General features: G+C 68.4%; 11 protein-coding genes. 5 read left to right on the plus strand and 6 right to left on the minus strand.

Annotated features, from left to right (window positions below):
* The first annotated feature begins 543 nt into the window (after positions 1-543).
* Positions 544-4,962 (plus strand): choice-of-anchor G family protein, encoded by a 4,419-nt coding sequence (locus FFS20_RS02220; RefSeq protein WP_171006950.1) that lies wholly within the window; start codon positions 544-546, stop codon positions 4,960-4,962.
* Between the two features lie 174 nt (positions 4,963-5,136).
* A complete protein-coding gene (locus tag FFS20_RS02225) occupies positions 5,137-5,319 on the plus strand; it encodes a hypothetical protein (RefSeq protein WP_137824314.1) in 183 nt (60 codons plus the stop codon).
* A 4-nt stretch (positions 5,320-5,323) separates the two neighbouring features.
* Here FFS20_RS02225 and FFS20_RS02230 read toward each other — a convergent pair whose 3' ends face one another.
* Complete coding sequence (locus FFS20_RS02230; protein ID WP_137824315.1) at positions 5,324-6,013, minus strand: peptidyl-tRNA hydrolase; 690 nt, start codon at positions 6,011-6,013, stop codon at positions 5,324-5,326.
* A gap of 213 nt (positions 6,014-6,226) precedes the next feature.
* Between FFS20_RS02230 and FFS20_RS02235 the strand changes: the two genes are divergently transcribed.
* A complete protein-coding gene (locus FFS20_RS02235; RefSeq protein ID WP_137824316.1) occupies positions 6,227-7,327 on the plus strand; it encodes an alpha/beta hydrolase fold domain-containing protein in 1,101 nt (366 codons plus the stop codon).
* Positions 7,328-7,561: 234 nt separating this feature from the next.
* Complete coding sequence (locus tag FFS20_RS02240) at positions 7,562-9,244, plus strand: DEAD/DEAH box helicase (RefSeq protein ID WP_249356470.1); 1,683 nt, start codon at positions 7,562-7,564, stop codon at positions 9,242-9,244.
* 109 nt (positions 9,245-9,353) lie between these two features.
* On the opposite strand, the gene FFS20_RS02245 is transcribed toward FFS20_RS02240, so the two are convergent.
* The 5 genes from FFS20_RS02245 to FFS20_RS02265 are packed head-to-tail and all read right to left on the minus strand — an operon-like array spanning position 9,354 to position 15,495.
* Positions 9,354-11,033: an ABC transporter ATP-binding protein gene (locus FFS20_RS02245; protein ID WP_137824318.1), complete on the minus strand. Its 1,680-nt coding sequence runs from the start codon at positions 11,031-11,033 to the stop codon at positions 9,354-9,356.
* Positions 11,033-11,941 (minus strand): ABC transporter permease, encoded by a 909-nt coding sequence (locus FFS20_RS02250; RefSeq protein ID WP_198499489.1) that lies wholly within the window; start codon positions 11,939-11,941, stop codon positions 11,033-11,035. The genes FFS20_RS02245 and FFS20_RS02250 overlap by 1 nt, the downstream gene beginning before the upstream one ends.
* Positions 11,938-12,891 carry an ABC transporter permease gene (locus FFS20_RS02255; protein WP_137824319.1) on the minus strand — a complete coding sequence of 318 codons (954 nt, stop codon included), beginning with the start codon at positions 12,889-12,891 and terminating at the stop codon, positions 11,938-11,940. Before FFS20_RS02255 ends, FFS20_RS02250 begins: the two co-directional genes overlap by 4 nt.
* Before the next feature lies 1 nt (position 12,892).
* Positions 12,893-14,443, minus strand: a complete 1,551-nt coding sequence (locus FFS20_RS02260; RefSeq protein ID WP_137824320.1) for an ABC transporter substrate-binding protein — start codon at positions 14,441-14,443, stop codon at positions 12,893-12,895.
* The gene (locus FFS20_RS02265) at positions 14,443-15,495 is read right to left on the minus strand and encodes a TetR family transcriptional regulator (protein WP_137824321.1); all 1,053 of its coding nucleotides are present in this window, start codon (positions 15,493-15,495) and stop codon (positions 14,443-14,445) included. The genes FFS20_RS02260 and FFS20_RS02265 overlap by 1 nt, the downstream gene beginning before the upstream one ends.
* A 193-nt stretch (positions 15,496-15,688) precedes the next feature.
* On the opposite strand from FFS20_RS02265, the gene FFS20_RS02270 reads away from it, so the two are divergent.
* On the plus strand, positions 15,689-17,026 hold the full coding sequence (locus tag FFS20_RS02270; protein WP_171006951.1) for a CDP-glycerol glycerophosphotransferase family protein: 1,338 nt from the start codon (positions 15,689-15,691) through the stop codon (positions 17,024-17,026).
* The last annotated feature ends 7 nt before the right edge of the window (positions 17,027-17,033 follow it).

Raw genomic sequence — 17,033 nt, forward strand, 5'->3', positions numbered from 1 at the left:
TCGCTCCTTCGCGGTGGGGACCGATGGTCCTGTCGTGTGAGAGGCCGTCTCGTCCAGTGGCCTGGTGCGGACTCTAGTTCACCGTTTCCGGTAACGCGAAGGCACGACGACTGACATATTCCCGGCATCTCATTGAATAACACCTGAAGTTCTATGTGAGTCCGATGCCATCGGGTCATTCACGAGAATATGCGAAATCGGCAATTCGTATACCTTCGCCATCGAGCCAGCATCTGATCCTGCTCAGAATAGATCACTTGACCAGCGCAAACAGTGGACCGACCAGCCTCGCCTCCAGCGCAAGTCGGCTTCTTTACGGAGTAAATCATTCTGTCACGAGCGCTCGATCAATCATCGGATCACAGGCGTAGACCGCCTGCACTATCTACCGATGAGTATTTATAACGGAGTCATAACTTTATTTATGACGTGATGATGACTGTTTAGTGTTTCCGTAATCTCGGTGATGAACTGCCAGCCGATTGCCGTCGAGCACTCAGGGCCTGTTCAGCATCAGAGATGATCACTGCCGAAGTGGGGGCTATGAAGACATTCCGCAACCGGGTGCGTTCCCGATACCGTGCCGCGATCGGCGTCGTCGCCGCGGCGACAGCCGTCGGGCTGACCGTGCTCATCACCTCCCCGGGCACGGCAGTGCCGATCGATCCCGACGAACTCGCCGAGGCACACGGGCAGGTCATCGACACGGACCTCATCACTGCGGATCTCCTCGACGTCTCCTCCGCCCGCAGCACCTATCCGTCGAGTCCCGAGGCCGACCACACTCCGCTCGACGTCGCGGCTCTCCAGGCCCTGAGCATTCAGCTGCCCAACGTCTCACTCCCCCTCATCAGCGGTGAGGACGGAAACGGTCTCCTCCACCTCGGCGAGGTCGGGGCGCTCAACGCCTTCGGTCACGCACCCTCCTCCGACAGCGCCGTCGCGAGTGCCGGCGCGGTCGGACAGGACGGAGCGATCAACGTCGATCCCGACAATCCCGGGGCCTACGGCAACGCCACGGTCAGCCTCACCCCGCTGCTCAAGCAGCTCGGCATCAGCGACATCACCGACGAGGTCGTCGACGAGCTCAGCCTCGAGCTCGGGGCGCTGGCCTCGCGGGCCGAGGCGGACGCGGAATCGGTGACCTCGGACTATGTCGTCGCCGACGGGAAGCTCACGATCTCGAGTCCTGCCGTCAGCCGGCTCTCCGACGACCTCGAGGTCGCGGTCGACACGACCGGACAGGCACTCGACGACGCCGTCGGCGACGAAGGACTCGTATCCGAACTCGCGTCGATCGGAATCGATGCGAATGTGCTGCTCGGCCGGGTCAGTGTCGGCGGAGCGGACACGAAGGTCAGTGCAGAGACCCGCGACGCCCTCAACAGCGTCGTCGAGAACGTCATCCGAGAGAAGCTCGAGGACAGGTCGGGCATCGTCTCGATCGACATCGGCAGCGGGGATATCGAGGTCGATCTCGCGAAGATCGTCGAAGGCGGCAACGGCGAGGACCTCAATGACCTGGCACCGAACACCGAGGTGCTCACCTCGGCGACGATGTCAACGATCACCGATGCCGTGGCCGATGCGCTCGGCGCACTCTCCGGACGCGTCAACGACACCCTCACCGAGGCTCTCGACAACGTCCATCTCATCATCGAACTGCCGGCCAGCATCTCTCTGCTCGGGCAGACGATCACCGGCGGGGTGACCGTCGATGCGACACTCGGTCAGTTGGCGGGCACGGATACCAGCCGTCCGACTGTCACCACCGATCTGCGGATCTCCGTGCTCGGCACGACGATCGACGCCGGAGCGATCCTCAACGTCATCACGACGCCGGTCATCGATGCTGTCCTCGGGATCACCAAGCCGATCATCGGGAACATCATCACCGCGACCGCCGACGAGGTGTCGAGCTCGGTGCAGGGGATCATCGACCCGCTGCTCACGACTCTCGACCCCGTCTTCGAGGCGCTCAACCAGGTCGTCGGTGTCACGATCAACGAGCAGGTCGAAACTCCCGTGCCGCAGCGGGAGGACGCGACTCGGGCATTCGCCGCGGCCGCCGCACCGACGGACATGTTCACCGTCAGCGCCGTGAGCCTTGAGGCTCTGCCCGGCGTCGATGCCGTCGACGTCAACCTCGCCTCGTCGTCGGTGAGGACGAGTGCGCAGGATGAGGCCGACCCCGACGCGAACACGAATGCAGCCGCCTCGGCATCAGCCTCGGCGACCGCTGACGACGACGGCAACCCGGCCGCCGAGGCCGCATCGGAGGCGGCAGCCAACGACGACGCGACCACGACGGCCTCGGCAGCAGCGGATCCGGATGCCGTGGCAGCCGCGGAATCCGCGGCGACCGAGGATGCCTCGTCCCAGGCATCGACGGATTCGACGACGGACACCAGCGCGTCCTCGACGGCAGCCTCGCAGGCGGCTGCACAGGCCGACAGCACCGACGACACGAACGCCGGAGCATCCACAGCGGCCGACGCCGATCCGGCGGCCGCGGCCCAAGCGGCGTCGACGGCCGACTCGTCCTCCGAGGCCTCCGCCGAAGCCGCGGCCACCGCCGATGCGTCGACTGATCCGGATGCATCTGCGGACCCCGACACCGCGGCTGCAGCCGACGCATCGACCGACCCGGACGCTGCGGCGGACCCGGATGCGGCAACCGACCCCGACGCGGCTGCCGACCCTGACGCCGCAGCGGACCCCGACGCGACTGCTGATCCGGACTCGTCGACAGACCCGGATGCCTCCACCGATCCAGACGGCACTGCCGACCAGTCGACCGATCCCGACGCCGCGGCGGACCCAGAGGCGGCTGCCGACCCCGACGCGGCCGCTGATCCCGATGCGGCTGTTGGCGCGGACTCGTCCGCCAACGTCAACGCCGCCGCTTCCGCCTCGGCCTCAGCCAACGCTGACGACGACGGCAACCCCGCCGCCCAGGTCGCCGCACAGGCAGCCGCCGACGAGGACGCAACCACCACCGCCTCGGCAGCAGCCGACGCCAACGCCGAAGCCGCAGCGGAATCCGCCGCCACCGAAGAGGCCACATCGGACACCACAGCCGATGCCTCGGCGGACCCGAACGCCGCCGCGAACGAATCCGCCCAGGCCGCCGCCACCGCTGACACCACCGACGACACGAACGCCGATCAGTCAGCAGCCGCCAACGCCGACGCCTCGTCCGCGGCTCAAGCAGCCTCAACGGCCGACTCGTCCTCCGAGGCCAGTGTCGAAGCCACTGCCACCGCCGACGCGTCGACCGACCCCGATGCGGCCACTGACCCCGATGCGTCTGCGGACCCTGAAGGATCTGCCGACCAGTCAACCGACCCCGACGCGGGAACGGATCCCGACGCAGCTGCTGATCCGGACACGTCGACGGACCCGGACGCCTCTACCGATCCGGATGCGTCTGCGGACCCCGACACCTCGGCCACTGCCGACGCATCGACTGATCCCGACGCTGCGGCGGACCCTGACACCGCGGCCACTGCCGACGCCTCGACTGACCCCGACGCCGCGGCTGACCCCGACGCGTCAGCCGATCCCGAAGGATCTGCTGACCAGTCAACGGACCCTGACGCATCGACCGACCCTGACGCAGCTGCTGATCCCGACTCGTCCACTGATCCGGACGCGGCTGCCAACGTCAACGCCGCCGCTTCCGCCTCGGCCTCAGCCAACGCTGACGACGACGGGAACCCTGCCGCCCAGGTCGCCGCACAGGCAGCAGCCGACGAGAACGCTGACACCACGGCCTCGGCAGCAGCCGACGCCAATGCCGAAGCAGCCGCGGAATCCGCCGCCACCGAAGAGGCCACCTCGGACACCACAGCTGATGCGTCGGCGGACCCGAATGCCGCGGCGAACGAATCCGCTCAGGCCGCCGCCACTGCTGACACCACCGACGATACGAATGCCGATCAGTCAGCAGCGGCCAACGCCGACGCCTCGTCCGCGGCTCAAGCGGCCTCGACGGCCGACTCGTCCTCCGAGGCCAGTGTCGAAGCCGCGGCCACGGCCGACGCGTCGACCGACCCGGACGGCGCCGCCGACCAGTCGACCGACCCCGATGCGGCGGCGGATCCGGATGCTGCAACAGACCCCGATGCGTCAGCCGACCCCGAAGGATCTGCTGACCAGTCAACGGATCCGGACGCAGCGGCTAACCCCGACGCGGACGCCAACGTCAATGCCGCGGCCACGGCGTCGGCCTCGGCGAGTGCCGACGACGACGGCAATCCCGCCGCTCAGGCAGCAGCCGAAACCGCCGCCGAGGAGGACGCGACCACCACGGCCTCGGCAGCAGCGAACGAGAACGCCGAAGCAGCCGCAGAGTCGGCAGCCACCGAGGATGCGTCATCCGAGGCCTCGGCCGACGCCACCTCGGATCCGAATGCGTCATCCGAAGCCGCCTCACAGGCTGCGGCCGAGGCCGACAATGAGGACGACGCCAACGCCGCTGCCACGGCAGCCGCCGACGCCGATCCTGCAGCCGCCGCCTCGGCGACAGCCACCGCGGACTCGGGTTCCGAAGCCTCGGCAGCGGCGGCCTCCGACGGGGACCCGAAGGGGTCATCCGATTCGGATGGCGGAGCAGCGGCCGATGCGGCACAGGCAACGTCGACCAGCACCGCCGATTCAGCGGCCTCCGCGAACGCCGGCGGATCGGCCGCAGCCGAAGGTGCCGACGGAACATCCAGTTCCGGAGGATCCTCGACGAGCAGCTCCGCCGGCGGCGGGTCCTCCAGCAGCGCAGACGCCTCGGCCGGCACGGGTGGTTCATCGGGCGCGAGCTCGACGGCCTCCGGAGGCGGAGACCTGCCGCGGACGGGTGCTGACGGCTTGGCGGCGATCATCACCGTCGCAGCTCTGCTCGTCCTCGGCGGTGCCGCAGTCACCCTCGCCTCGCGGCGGGACAGGATGTTCCGCGGCCGGCACTGATCACCTCACGAACGGTCAGGGGTGGGTCCGATGCTCCCGCGTCGGACCCACCCCTTCCCCTCTGCCCTGAACCACCGGTGACCAACCGGCACACGGGTCGACCACCTCGGCGAATGATCCTTGAGACTCGCGTCACACGGGGGTACGGTCAGAGTAACCAGAGGAGGCAGTGCCATGAGCGGAGTCAACGAGGATCACTACCAGCCGCAGACCCATCCCGGCGACATCATCGAAGTGCGCGACGAGGAGACCGGTGAGATGGTCAAGCGTCGCATCATCCTCGATGAGTTCGGCAACGGGACGAAGACGCGACCCCTCGAAGAGGGCGAAGAAGACGAGCTGACCGAGAGCAGCTGAACCGTCACCAGTGCGCGCGCACGGTCTCCGTCGGTCCGTCGACCTCGGTGAAACCGGCGTCGATGACGCTGATCGGACGCTCTGCGACAGCCCACTCGGCTTTCGACGGCGTGACCACCCGCAGACTGAAGCCCGATTCGCGCCAACGATCGCGCACCTCGGCGGGCATCTGCTCGAACGCGAGCTGAGCGCCGTGGGCGACCTGCGCCGCCGCCTTGCCCGTCGTCAGCGTGACCAGCGGTGAGAGTTCGATGGTGACGACCGCCTCGGCGGCGGGAATCGACGTCTCCCCATCAGCGGGGAACTCCGTGTCCCCCACCTGCAGCTTCGACAGCTCACGCGGCAGCGGAGAGACCGGACCGGGCGGGAAGACGTAGGCCTCGGCCGGGGCGAACTCCTCCGTGCCTCCGAAGCTCACGCCGACGCTGCCGAGGGCACGCGCGTCCTCGAGCTTCTTGCCGTCACCGCGCCGCACCACCTTGCGGATCGCCCCGTCGCGCCAGTACTCGACGGCGTCGAACCACTCCCCCTCCGGCTGTGTGCGGGGGTCATCGAGGAACGTGACGACGGCGCGCGCAGTCGCCTCGAGGACGTCGATATGGCGGGCGAGCGCCGTCTTCGACTTGCGGACGACGATGGGCAGGGACCACGGCACGTCATGATCGGTCTCGTGTCGCCGCATCTGCTCAGTCATTCGCTTCCTCCGTCGTCTCGGCTGCCGCAGCGGTCGCGGGCACTTCCGCTTCGACAATGACAACGTCGGGCATCGCCGCTTATTCCCGGGCACCTCCTCCCCACGCAGTCTCACCTCGATGGATCGTTGCCCTGCGCGGGTAGGCTGGAGGGGTGCGCGCCGATCGAGAACTGCTCGTGGTCCCGCGCGCCGTGAGCTCCGAAGAAGGATCCGATGACGCCCTCCCGTTCCCCGCAGTGGTCCGAGTCGATGCCGGCCGACATCCGCGACGCCCTGTCTGCGCAGATGCGCGAGGTCCTCGACATCCAGGAGGCCCGCGCCGCCGAATGCCGTGCGGCCGCCGACCGCGTGATCGCAGCCCGGGCCCGACAGGGCGGTGGTGAGCCCGGGATCCTCGTCCCCGACCGTGACGCCGGAGCGCCGACGGAGTTCGCTGCGGCACGGGCGGAGTACCGCGCCGAACGCACGCATTGGAACGAGGGCGGGCCCGCGATGGCGCGGACCGAGGACACGCATCTGCGGGTCGGTGACGTCGACGTGCCCATCCGCATCCACCGTCCGACCACCGAGGCGGTCCTGCCGGGCATCGTCTTCCTCCACGGCGGCGGGTTCTGCCTCGGCGACCTCGACACCCACGACCGGATCGCACGCGTCATCGCCTCGGCCTCCGGCGCTGCCGTCATCGCCGTCGACTACTCCCTCTCCCCCGAGGCCGTCTTTCCCCAGGCTCTTCTCGAATGCGCGACCGTCATCGCCCACCTCGCCCGGCACGGGGCGGACTGGGGAATCGACGGCACCCGCCTCGCCGTCGCCGGGGATTCGGCCGGGGCGATGCTCGCCCTCGGATCGGCACTGCTGCTGCGCGACGAACCCGAACGGGTCGGCGCCGACTCATCCTTCGCCGCACTCAGGGCCCTCCTCCTCGTCTACGGCTCCCACGGCCTCCGCGACTCTGCGAGCCGTCGCCTCTACGGCGGGTCATGGGACGGGATGGGACCCGAGGTGCTCGCCGGAATCGCGAAGGTCCACTACACCTCACCGGCCGACGCCGAGAGCCCGTACATCGACCACCTCGGCGCCGATCTCCGGGGTCTACCGTCGACGTTCATCGCCGCCGCGGGCCTCGACCCGCTGCGCGACGACAGCCGCGCCCTGGCCGCCCTTCTGCAGCGCGCCGGCACCGATGTCGACGTCATCGAATACCCGCATGTCCTCCACTCGTTCCTCCACTTCGGGCGGGTCCTCGACGAGGCGAACGCGGCGCTCACAGCAGCCGCGGGCTTCGCCGCGGCGCGACTCGATGCGGAGAACTGACGACGAACGATGTATCCTTGAAGATCTTGCGATTTCGCTCGGCGAAATCCCTGCGTCGTCAGGATCACGCGACTCTGCGCCCGCACACCCCAGCTGCGGCGCATGCTCGGCGAAACCCGTTCCTCTCGGCGAACGAGAACGCGGTCCCGCGTTCGGACACCCTGCCGGGTTGCACGATTGCCGCCACCACTGAGTGGTCTCGCAGCGCGCACCTGCGCGTCGAAAGGCCACCCCATCACCTCCACCACCGCTCCGGCCCAGTCGTTCTCCGCCCTCGGAGTCCCCTCTGCCCTCGTCGCCCGTCTGGCCGCCGACGGCAAGACCGAGGCCTTCCCCATCCAGCAGGACACCCTGGCCGACACTCTCGCCGGCCGCGACGTGCTCGGCCGCGGGAAGACCGGCTCGGGAAAGACCCTGGCCTTCTCCATCCCGATGGTCGCCAACCTCGCGGACGCCCAGCCGGCACGACCGGGTCGCGGCCGGGCTCCGCGTGGGCTCGTCCTCGCACCCACCCGTGAGCTCGCGACTCAGATCACCGCCGTGCTCGATCCCCTCGCCCAGGCCGCCGGGCTGACGACCACGACGATCTTCGGCGGAGTCAAGCAGAAGAAGCAGGAAGCGGCGCTCAACGCCGGCGTCGACATCGTCGTCGCGTGCCCCGGACGCCTCGAAGACCTCCTCCAGCAGGACCTCGTCTCCCTCGACGACATCGAAGTCACCGTCCTCGATGAGGCCGACCACATGGCCGACATGGGCTTCCTGCCCGGCGTCACCCGCCTCCTCGCGAAGACCCCGGCCACAGGCCAGCGGATGTTCTTCTCCGCGACGCTCGACAACGACGTGGACAAGCTCGTGCGCCGATTCCTCCACGACCAGGTGCTCCACTCCGTCGACGACCCGAGCTCGCACGTCGATGCGATGACCCACCACCTCTTCGAGGTCACCCCCGAGGACAAGGGCGACCTTGTGCACCGTCTGGCCTCCGGGGCCGGGCGGCGCATCCTCTTCACCCGCACGAAGCATCGGGCCAAGCGGCTTGCCCGGCTGCTCACGAAGCAGGGCATTCCCGCCGTCGACATGCACGGCAACCTCTCGCAGTCCGCACGCGAGCGCAACCTCGCGGCCTTCGCCGACGGCGGGGTCAAGGTGCTCGTGGCCACCGATGTCGCGGCTCGCGGCGTCCACGTCGACGCCGTCGAACTCGTCGTCCACGTCGACCCGCCCACCGAGCACAAGGCCTACCTCCACCGATCCGGTCGCACCGCGCGTGCCGGCAGCACCGGCGACGTGGTCACCATCATGACCCCGGAGGAGCGCAAGGACACCCTCGCACTACTGCGCAAGGCGAAGATCTCCGTCAAGCCGCAGAAGGTCTCCGCCGAGTCACCCCAGGTCGGCGAACTCGTCGGTGAGGTCGCTGCGTTCGTCGAGCCGCAGGAAGCGAACCCGGAGCGGGTCCGCGGCACGGAACCGGTCGAGACGGTGGCGCCACCGGAGAAGAAGCGCTCGTCCCGGCGCCGCCGCGGACGCCGAGGGGGCAGCGGACAGTCGGGTGCCGCCGCATCCTCCGAGTCAGCAGGCGGAACCCAGTCACGTGCACAGACGCCGGCCGGCGGCGCGAAGCAACGCGGAGGTGCGGGATCCCGGAACCGCGGTCGGGGCCGCGAGAAGTCCGGTCGCCCCGAGACCTCGGCCCGCGCGGATTCGTCGGGCCGCACCGAGTCGAACCGGAGCGAGTCCCGTCGCGGCGAGCAGTCCCGTCGCGGCAGCTCTGCAGGCTCCGGCCAGCGGCGGAATGCCGCATCCCGACGCGGAGAGTCCCAGAGCACCCGCGGGACCAGTGCTGAGACCCGCCGCCGCAATCGCTCGCGCGCCGCAGCCGGCGGATCTCAGCAGGTCTATTCGACGAGCAGCTGAACCGCGTCCGCAACCGGTTGACCTGGGTCGGTGCTCACCGACCCAGGTCGCACCGGCTCTCACTCAGAACGTCCCGGATTCGTCCGGCCCAGGTCGCACCGGCTCTCACTCAGAACGTCGGCACGTCGTCGATGAGGGAGCGGGTGTACGCGTGCTGCGGGTTCTCGAGCACGGAGTCCGCAGGCCCGTAGTCGACGATCTTGCCCTTGTTGAGCACCGCGAGGTTGTCGGCGATGTGCCGCGAGAGCGCGATGTTGTGCGTGACGAAGAGCATCGCCAGCTGCCGCTCGGCGCGCAGGGTGCGCAGCAGCCCGATGATCGAGGCCTGCACGCTGACGTCGAGGGCCGAGGTGATCTCGTCGCAGACGAGCACATCGGGCGCATTGACGAGCGCCCGGGCGATCGCCGCCCGCTGCCGCTCACCACCGGAGAGGTCTCCGGGCCGCCGGTGGTAGAAGCTGCGGCCCAGGCGCACCGCATCGAGCGCGTCCTCAACTGCGGCCTTCCGGCTCGCCGCCGTCCCATCTCCGCTCATCTCCAAGGGCACCGTGAGCGACTGCCCGATCGAGCGCCTCGGGTTGAGGGAGGAGAACGGGGACTGGAAGACGTACTGGATCCCGATCCGCTGCTCGTTCGTCCGCTTCCGCGTCGATTTCGCGAGTTCGACTCCGCGCAGACGCACCTCACCCGAGTAGTCGTCGTTGAGTCCGGCCACGCACCGCGACAGGGTCGTCTTGCCCGACCCCGACTCCCCCAGCAGCATCGTGCACTCGCCGGGTTCGAGGGTGAGGTTGATGCCGTCGAGGATCTGCGCCTTCCCGTAGGCGAGCTCGACGTCGGCGACGTCGAGGAGCGGGGTGCTCGCCGAGGCGGCCTCCCCCTCCCGGTCGACGGCCGTGACCGGGGCTGCCGCACTCGGCTCGTCGCCGATCTGCTTGTCACCGGCGAGGTCGGGAACCGCGGCGAGCAGCATCTTCGTGTAGTCATGCACCGGGCGTGAGAGCACTTCTTCGACCGGTCCCTCTTCGACGAGGTCGCCGCGGAGCATGACGGCCACCCGGTCGGAGATGTCCTTGATGACGGCGAGGTCGTGGGTGATGTAGAGACCGGCGACATTGTTGGCCACCGTCATCTGCCGGATCGTGTCGAGGACGACGGCCTGCGTGGAGACGTCGAGGCCGGTCGTCGGCTCGTCGAGGATGAGGACGTCGGGGTACATCGCGAACGCCATGGCGATGCCGATGCGCTGCTGCTGACCGCCCGAGAGCTGGTGCGGCCACCGACTCTGGTACGCCCGGTCGCCGGGCAGACCGACGTCGGTGAGCACCTCGGTGATCCGCGCCTCCCGCTCCGCCGAGGAGGACCCGAAGCCGTGGATCTCGAGGACCTCGCGGATCTGGTCACCCACCCGCATTGCCGGGTTGAGGGAGAGGGCGGGATCCTGGGGGATGTAGGCGATCCGCGATCCCCGCAGGGCGCGTACGGCCTCCTCGCCGAGGTCGAGGACCTCGACGGCGGTGTCCTCCCCGCGCGGCCACAGGCTCACCGAGCCCGAACCGTACTTCAGCCCCGACCGGAAGTGGCCCATGCAGGCGAGCCCCGCGGTCGTCTTGCCCGAACCGGACTCCCCGACCAGGCCGAGGATCTCTCCGCGGCTGAGGGCGAAGTCGACGCCGTGGAGGATCTCGTCACCGGCCATGGTGTCGATGCGCAGGTCGCTCACGCGCAGGACGATGCTCTCGTTCGGTGCGGAGTCGACCCCGGCAGCGGTGTCATTGGTCGTGGTCATCATTCCTCCACTGTCGTCGAAGCGGTGGCTCGGGCGAACGAGTCCGCGAGCAGGTTGGTGCCGATGGTCAGCAGCGCGATCGCGATGACCGGCAGCAGCACGCCCCACGGCTGGATGCTCAGCGCGATGCGGTTCTCGTTGATCATCAGGCCCCAGTCGGCGGCCGGCGGCTGCAGGCCGAGTCCGAGGAATGACAGCGAGGCGATCGCGCCGATCGAGTACGTCAGGCGCAGCCCCGCCTCGACGCTGAGCGGCCCGGTGATGTTGGGCAGGAGCTCACGGACGAGGAGCTTCGACCGGGGCATCGCGTACATCTCCGCGGCGAGGATGTAGTCCTCGTTGATGACGTTGAGAGTGGCCGACCGGGCCACCCGGGCGATGCGCGGGGCATGCGTGATGCCGATGACGGTGATGAGCACCCAGCCCTGCGGTCCGAGCACGGTGATCGCCAGCAGCGCGAACACGAGCTGCGGGATCGCCAGCAGGACATCGTTGAGTCGCATGAGGATCGCGTCGAAGCGTCCGCCCACATAGGCGGCGAGCATGCCGACGATCGCGCCGAGGACCATGCCGAGCGCCGTGGCGAGCACCGAGTAGATGATGAGCGTGAGCCCTCCGGCGAGGAAGCGGGAGAGCACGCTGCGGCCGAGGTTGTCGGTGCCGAAGAGCCCGTACGGGGAGAACGGCTTCGCGACGAACTCGGTCGCCGTCGACCCCGTCGCCCACGGCAGGAGAAGGGGTCCGCAGAAGGCGAGGAGAACGATGAATGCCGTGAGCACGAGGCCGATGCGCCCCTGCTTCTGCGCGATGACGCGGCGGAAGAAGGGCACATAGGTCGTCTGCGACTCCTTCGGCACCTCCGCGGCTTCGATGGCGTCGGACTTCATGTCGTCGAGGTTGCTGCTCATGCTGCGCTCCTCAGTTTCGGGTTGGTGAGGATGCCGACGATGTCCGCGGCGAGGTTGACCACGACGTAGACGGCGGCGACGAGCATCGAGATCGCCTGGACGACCTGGACGTCGCGGTAGGTGACGGCGTCGATGAGCGCCTGGCCGATGCCGGGGTACCGGAAGAGGAACTCGACGACGACCACGCCGCCGGCCAGCCACGCGAGTTGGATCGCGACGACCTGGGCGACGGGACCGAGCGCATGGGGCACCGCGTGACGGAAGATCACTCGGCGTTCGGGAACGCCCTTGAGGCGGGCCATCTCAACGAATCCGGAGTCGAGGACTTCGATCATCGTCGCCCGCATCATCCGCACGATATAGGGGGTGACGACGAGGACGAGGGTGGCCGTGGGCAGGACGAGCTGCGCGGGGATCAGCCACACTGGCTGGCCCGGCGGGGCGAGCGTGACGGCGGGCAGGATCTGGAACACCGAGGTGGCGAAGATCGCGATGAGGGCGATGCCGATGACGAACTCGGGCATCGCGGCGAGCACGAGGCTGATGCCGGTCAGCGCCTGGTCGCGGCGGGTGCCGCGGTGCAGCGCCGAGTAGACGCCGAGGCCGATGCCCAGCGGCACGGAGATGATCGCGGCGAGCGCCATGAGGACGAAGGAGTTGCCGATCCGCGGTCCCAGCAGCTCCGAGACCGGTCCGCCGGTCGCCGTCGAGGTTCCGAAGTCGCCGACGAAGAGACCACCGAGCCACTCGAGGTAGCGCTGCCAGGCCGGCAGGTTGAGCCCGAGCTGTTCGTTGAGTGCCGCGATGCGCTCCGGGGTGGCCTGCTGGCCGAGGATCGCGCGAGCCGCATCGCCGGGCAGGAGGAGGGTGGCGCCGAAGACGATGAGGGAGACGGCGAGGAGGATGAAGGCGGAGAAGATCAGCCTGCGAATGATGACTTTGGCGAACATGTCACACCTTCCCGATCCACACGCGGTCGAAGCGCCAGCCGCCCAGGGGCCTGCCGGTCGCATTCGGTTCGAGGCCGCCGACGTACTTCTGGTAGGCGTCGACCTGGTTGGCGAAGCCCCAGATGATGTAGCCGCCGTTGTCGTAGAGGATCTTCTGCGCCTCGTGTTCGAGGTTGCGTCGCGCCGCCGGATCCGGCAGAGAGCGCGCCTCCTCGACGATCGAGGTGAAGTTCGGATCGTCCCAGTGGGTTTCGTTGAACGGCGATTCCGGCATCACACAGGACACGCACTGCGGGAGGAAGTCACGCGTGTACCAGAAGTCCTGCGCGAAATCCCACTGCAGATAGTTCTCCCCGAAGAACGTCGTCGCATCGACCCGGCGGATGCTCACCCGGATGCCGGCGTCGGCGGCCTGCTGGGCGAAGACCTGCGCGGCTTCGACGACACCGGACTGGATGGGGGCGGTGACGAGCTCGACGTCGAGACCGTCGGGGTGCCCCGCCTCGGCGAGGAGCTGCCTGGCCTGCTCGACATCGCGCGTGCGCTGCGGGAAGTCGGGGTAGTTCTCACTGAGGGGACCGAACATGTCGTTGCCGATCGTGCCGTAGCCGGAGAGGACCTGCTCGATCATCTGCTCCCGGTCGACGACGAGGCGGAAGGCCTGCCGCACCCTGACGTCGTCGAAGGGCGGACGATCCACGCGCATCGTGAACGGCAGCCACATGCCGGTCTCGGAGTTGAGGATCGCCATCCGCTCGTCGGCGCCGATGACCTCGACGAGGGCGAGCGGGATCTGCGCGATCGCGTCGACCTGGCTCGAGAGGAGGGCATTGATGAGAGCGTCGGAGTCATTGAAGTTGAGAAGGTGGACGGCGTCGAGCCAGTTGCCGTCCGTGCGCCAGTAGTACTCGTTGCGTTCGAGCACGGTCGACACCGCCGCGGTGTGCGATCCGAGCTTGTACGGTCCCGAACCGACCGGTGCGGCCGGGTCGTAGTCGCGGGGGACGATGCCCGTCGTGTACTCGGAGACGGAGTCATCGAGGAGGCCGTTGGGTTCGCTGAGCCGGAACTCGACGGTGCGATCACCGGTGGCGACGACCTCGTCGAGCATCGTGAAGCTCGCCGCCGCGGTCTTCGGATCATCGGGGTCATTGATGCGTTCGAAGGTGAAGACGACGTCGTCGGGGGTGATGTCACGCCCGTCGGAGAATTTGATCCCCGGCCGCAGCGTTGCCGTCCACACGGTCGCGTCGCCGTTGGGTTCGAACGACTCGGCGAGCTCCGGCTGGATCTTGTAGTCGTCGGTGCGCGTGAGCAGGGAGTTGTAGAGGTTGACGGTGCGGGCGACGTCGCCGGAATTCACGGGGATGTGCGCATCGACGGTGTCGGCGGAGTTGCCGCCGGTGACCCCGACGCGCAGGGTGCCGCCGCGGACGGGCTCGCCGGCGGAGATGTCACCGGCCGCCGCGCCGCCGCCGCAGGCGCTCAGTCCGGCGAGCGCGGTGAGCGAGAGTCCCGCTCCCAGCGCTTGTCTTCGGTTCGGAGTGTTCATCAGCCTTCTTCCTGGAGTGGTTCGTCCTGAAGATGTTCCGCAGGCCCCGGCTGCGCGGCCGGGTCCGGAGGTCGTGTCGATGCCCGCATCTGCGCGGGCTCTGCGCCGGGGACGAGGATGTGGGCGCGGAGGAAGGCGTCGATCATCGCCAGGGCGTCGTCGTCGGTCAGACTCATCTGGGCGGTGCTGCGGGCGACGCCGAGTCCGTCGATGAAGACGCTGAGGCTCTTGACCATGAGGTCGGTGTCGCCGTCGCGGACCTGGCCGACGCGCTGACCGGCGGCGACGACGCCGCGGATGAGGTCCATCCATTTCTCGTAGACGGCGGCGAGGTTGAGGCGGGAGCGCTCGTCGACGACGGCGCGGGCCCAGCTCTGGATCCAGATCGACCACACGCGGCGCACGGTGGGGTCGACTCCCGCATGGACGCGGGAGAACCGGAGGAGCACCTCGGCGGGGTCCTCGGGTTCGACGAGGTCGCGAGCGGTCGCGATGATCTCAAGCGAATAGTGCAGGGCCGCCTCGAGCAGCGCGGTCTTCGTCCGGAAGTGGTAGTTGATCGCCGAGGTCGACAGACCCGCGGCGGCGGCGATGTCGTGGACGCGCACCGCGTCGATGCCGCGGTCGGCGTAGAGCTCCCAGGCGGCGGCGACGATGCGGCGGCGATTGCGGGTGCCCTTCGACATCCACGTCGTCGACGCCTCCGGACGGGGGTGGTCGCCGCCGGTGGCAGACAGTGCGGACGCGCCCTGACCGGCCGCCTCGGTGAGCGAATGGGTGGGAGACAGCGGGGCGGTCTGGCGCCGAGGTGCTCCCTCCTCACGTCCGAGCGTGAGCCAATCCGTGGTGACGTCGGTGAGCTGGGCGATGCGCGTGATCTCCTCGACGCGGAACTTCCGAGTCCCGGCGAGGGACTTCGAGAGCTTGCTCGGTTCGAGACCGATGCTGCGGGCGACTTCGCTGTGGTTGATTCCCGCGTCCCGAATGGCATTGCGCACACGGGTGCCGAGGCCGGCGCGACCGCCGTGATCTGCTTCTCTGCCCTCGAACACCATCCCAGTGTGCACACATGTTGCGATTATGGCAAGAGTTACTCTGGTTTCGTGCAGTTTTCGTGACCGGGGCGCAATGTGATTTTCCCGAGAGAACCGGGCCGGACTCGCGCTCGAGCCGGCTCTGCGGCCGTCGTCCACTAGACTCTCCGGGGCAATCGGAATCGTCGGACGAGCACGGAGCAGGCACGACATGCGTTCATCCCTGAAGTCACTGACCGCGAAGAAGCCTCCCATCAGCCGGTGGGTGCGCAAGGCGGGACTGTCGGCTCTCAACTCGCGGCCGTGGCAGGCGACCAGTCGCTGGCTGCGGGGTGCGAAGGCGATCGAACGCCTCGAAGCGAAGTACGACGGTGCGGGTCTGGAGACCCCGGTCATCGCGTACTTCGGCGACGGGCCCGCGAAGATCTACCAGATCCTCCAGTGGATCCCCATCTTCGAAGAGCTCGATCGGACGCATCCGGTCGCGATCGTCCTCCGGTCCCCCGGCGCGCTGCAGGAGCTGCGCGCGGTCACCGAGCTGCCTCTCGTGCTCAAGCGCCAGTTCGATCCGCTCCAGGACTTCTACTACGCCCTCGATCCGAAGGTCGCCCTCTACGTCAACAACGGCGTGCGCAACTTCCAGTCGCTCGGCTACGCCCCGATGGTCCACGTGCACCTCAACCACGGTGAGAGCGACAAGCTCTCGATGGTGTCGAACCAGGTCAAGGCCTACGACCGCGTCTTCGTCGCCGGACCCGCCGCGATCGAACGACACCGGAAGGCGCTCATCGAGTTCGATCTCGGCAAACTCGTCGAGGTCGGCAGGCCGCAGCTCGACATCGAACAGACATCGACGCTGCCGTCGACGACGAAGCGCACAGTGATGTATGCGCCGACGTGGGAGGGCGAGAACGACGCGAACAACTACACCTCGCTCGATCTCTTCGGTGAGGCCATCGTCGCAGCGATCCTCAGCACCCCGAACACCCGCCTCGTCTACAAGCCGCACCCCAGGGTCGAGCAGTCCGACGACCCCGCTGTCGTCGCGGCCGATGCGCGGATTCGGGAGCTCATCGCCGAGGCGGACAGTGCCGAGACCGCCGGTGCCGCAGCCGACGGCACCGGGGCAGGCAGCACCGGGGCAGGCGCTGGGCACCTCGTCTCGATGCAGGGTGACATCCTGCCGATGTTCGCCGATGTCGACCTCATGGTCACCGACGTCTCGAGTGTCGGGCTCGACTTCCTCTACCTGCGGCCGGAGAAGCCGATCATCATCACCGATCGCCGGGACGATCTCGCAGCGATCAACGAGGATTCGCCGATCACCCGAGCCACCCCCGTCGTGTCGCAGTCGACGATCGCCGAGATCGCCGACACGATCGCCACCGAGCTCGACGCTGACACCACGGCGGCCCAGCGCGCGGAGCTGCGCGAGTTCTACTTCGGTCGCCGTGCCGTCGGCGACTCGACCCGGGAGTTCGTCGCCACGATCTCCGGGCTCATCGCCTCACGGCAGCGGGAGATGCTCGCGAAGACCGACCTCGACTGAGCAGCCG

Source organism: Brevibacterium sp. 2SA (assembly GCF_005502845.1).
In the GTDB taxonomy this organism is placed as follows: Bacteria; Actinomycetota; Actinomycetes; order Actinomycetales; family Brevibacteriaceae; genus Brevibacterium.

Coding starts and splice junctions, on each gene's coding strand:
- FFS20_RS02270 (WP_171006951.1), top strand. CDS start 15,689: ATGCGTTCATCCCTGAAGTCACTGACCGCGAAGAAGCCTCCCATCAGC.
- FFS20_RS02245 (WP_137824318.1), bottom strand. CDS start 11,033: ATGACCACGACCAATGACACCGCTGCCGGGGTCGACTCCGCACCGAAC.
- FFS20_RS02250 (WP_198499489.1), bottom strand. CDS start 11,941: ATGAGCAGCAACCTCGACGACATGAAGTCCGACGCCATCGAAGCCGCG.
- FFS20_RS02260 (WP_137824320.1), bottom strand. CDS start 14,443: ATGAACACTCCGAACCGAAGACAAGCGCTGGGAGCGGGACTCTCGCTC.
- FFS20_RS02255 (WP_137824319.1), bottom strand. CDS start 12,891: ATGTTCGCCAAAGTCATCATTCGCAGGCTGATCTTCTCCGCCTTCATC.
- FFS20_RS02230 (WP_137824315.1), bottom strand. CDS start 6,013: ATGACTGAGCAGATGCGGCGACACGAGACCGATCATGACGTGCCGTGG.
- FFS20_RS02220 (WP_171006950.1), top strand. CDS start 544: ATGAAGACATTCCGCAACCGGGTGCGTTCCCGATACCGTGCCGCGATC.
- FFS20_RS02225 (WP_137824314.1), top strand. CDS start 5,137: ATGAGCGGAGTCAACGAGGATCACTACCAGCCGCAGACCCATCCCGGC.
- FFS20_RS02235 (WP_137824316.1), top strand. CDS start 6,227: ATGACGCCCTCCCGTTCCCCGCAGTGGTCCGAGTCGATGCCGGCCGAC.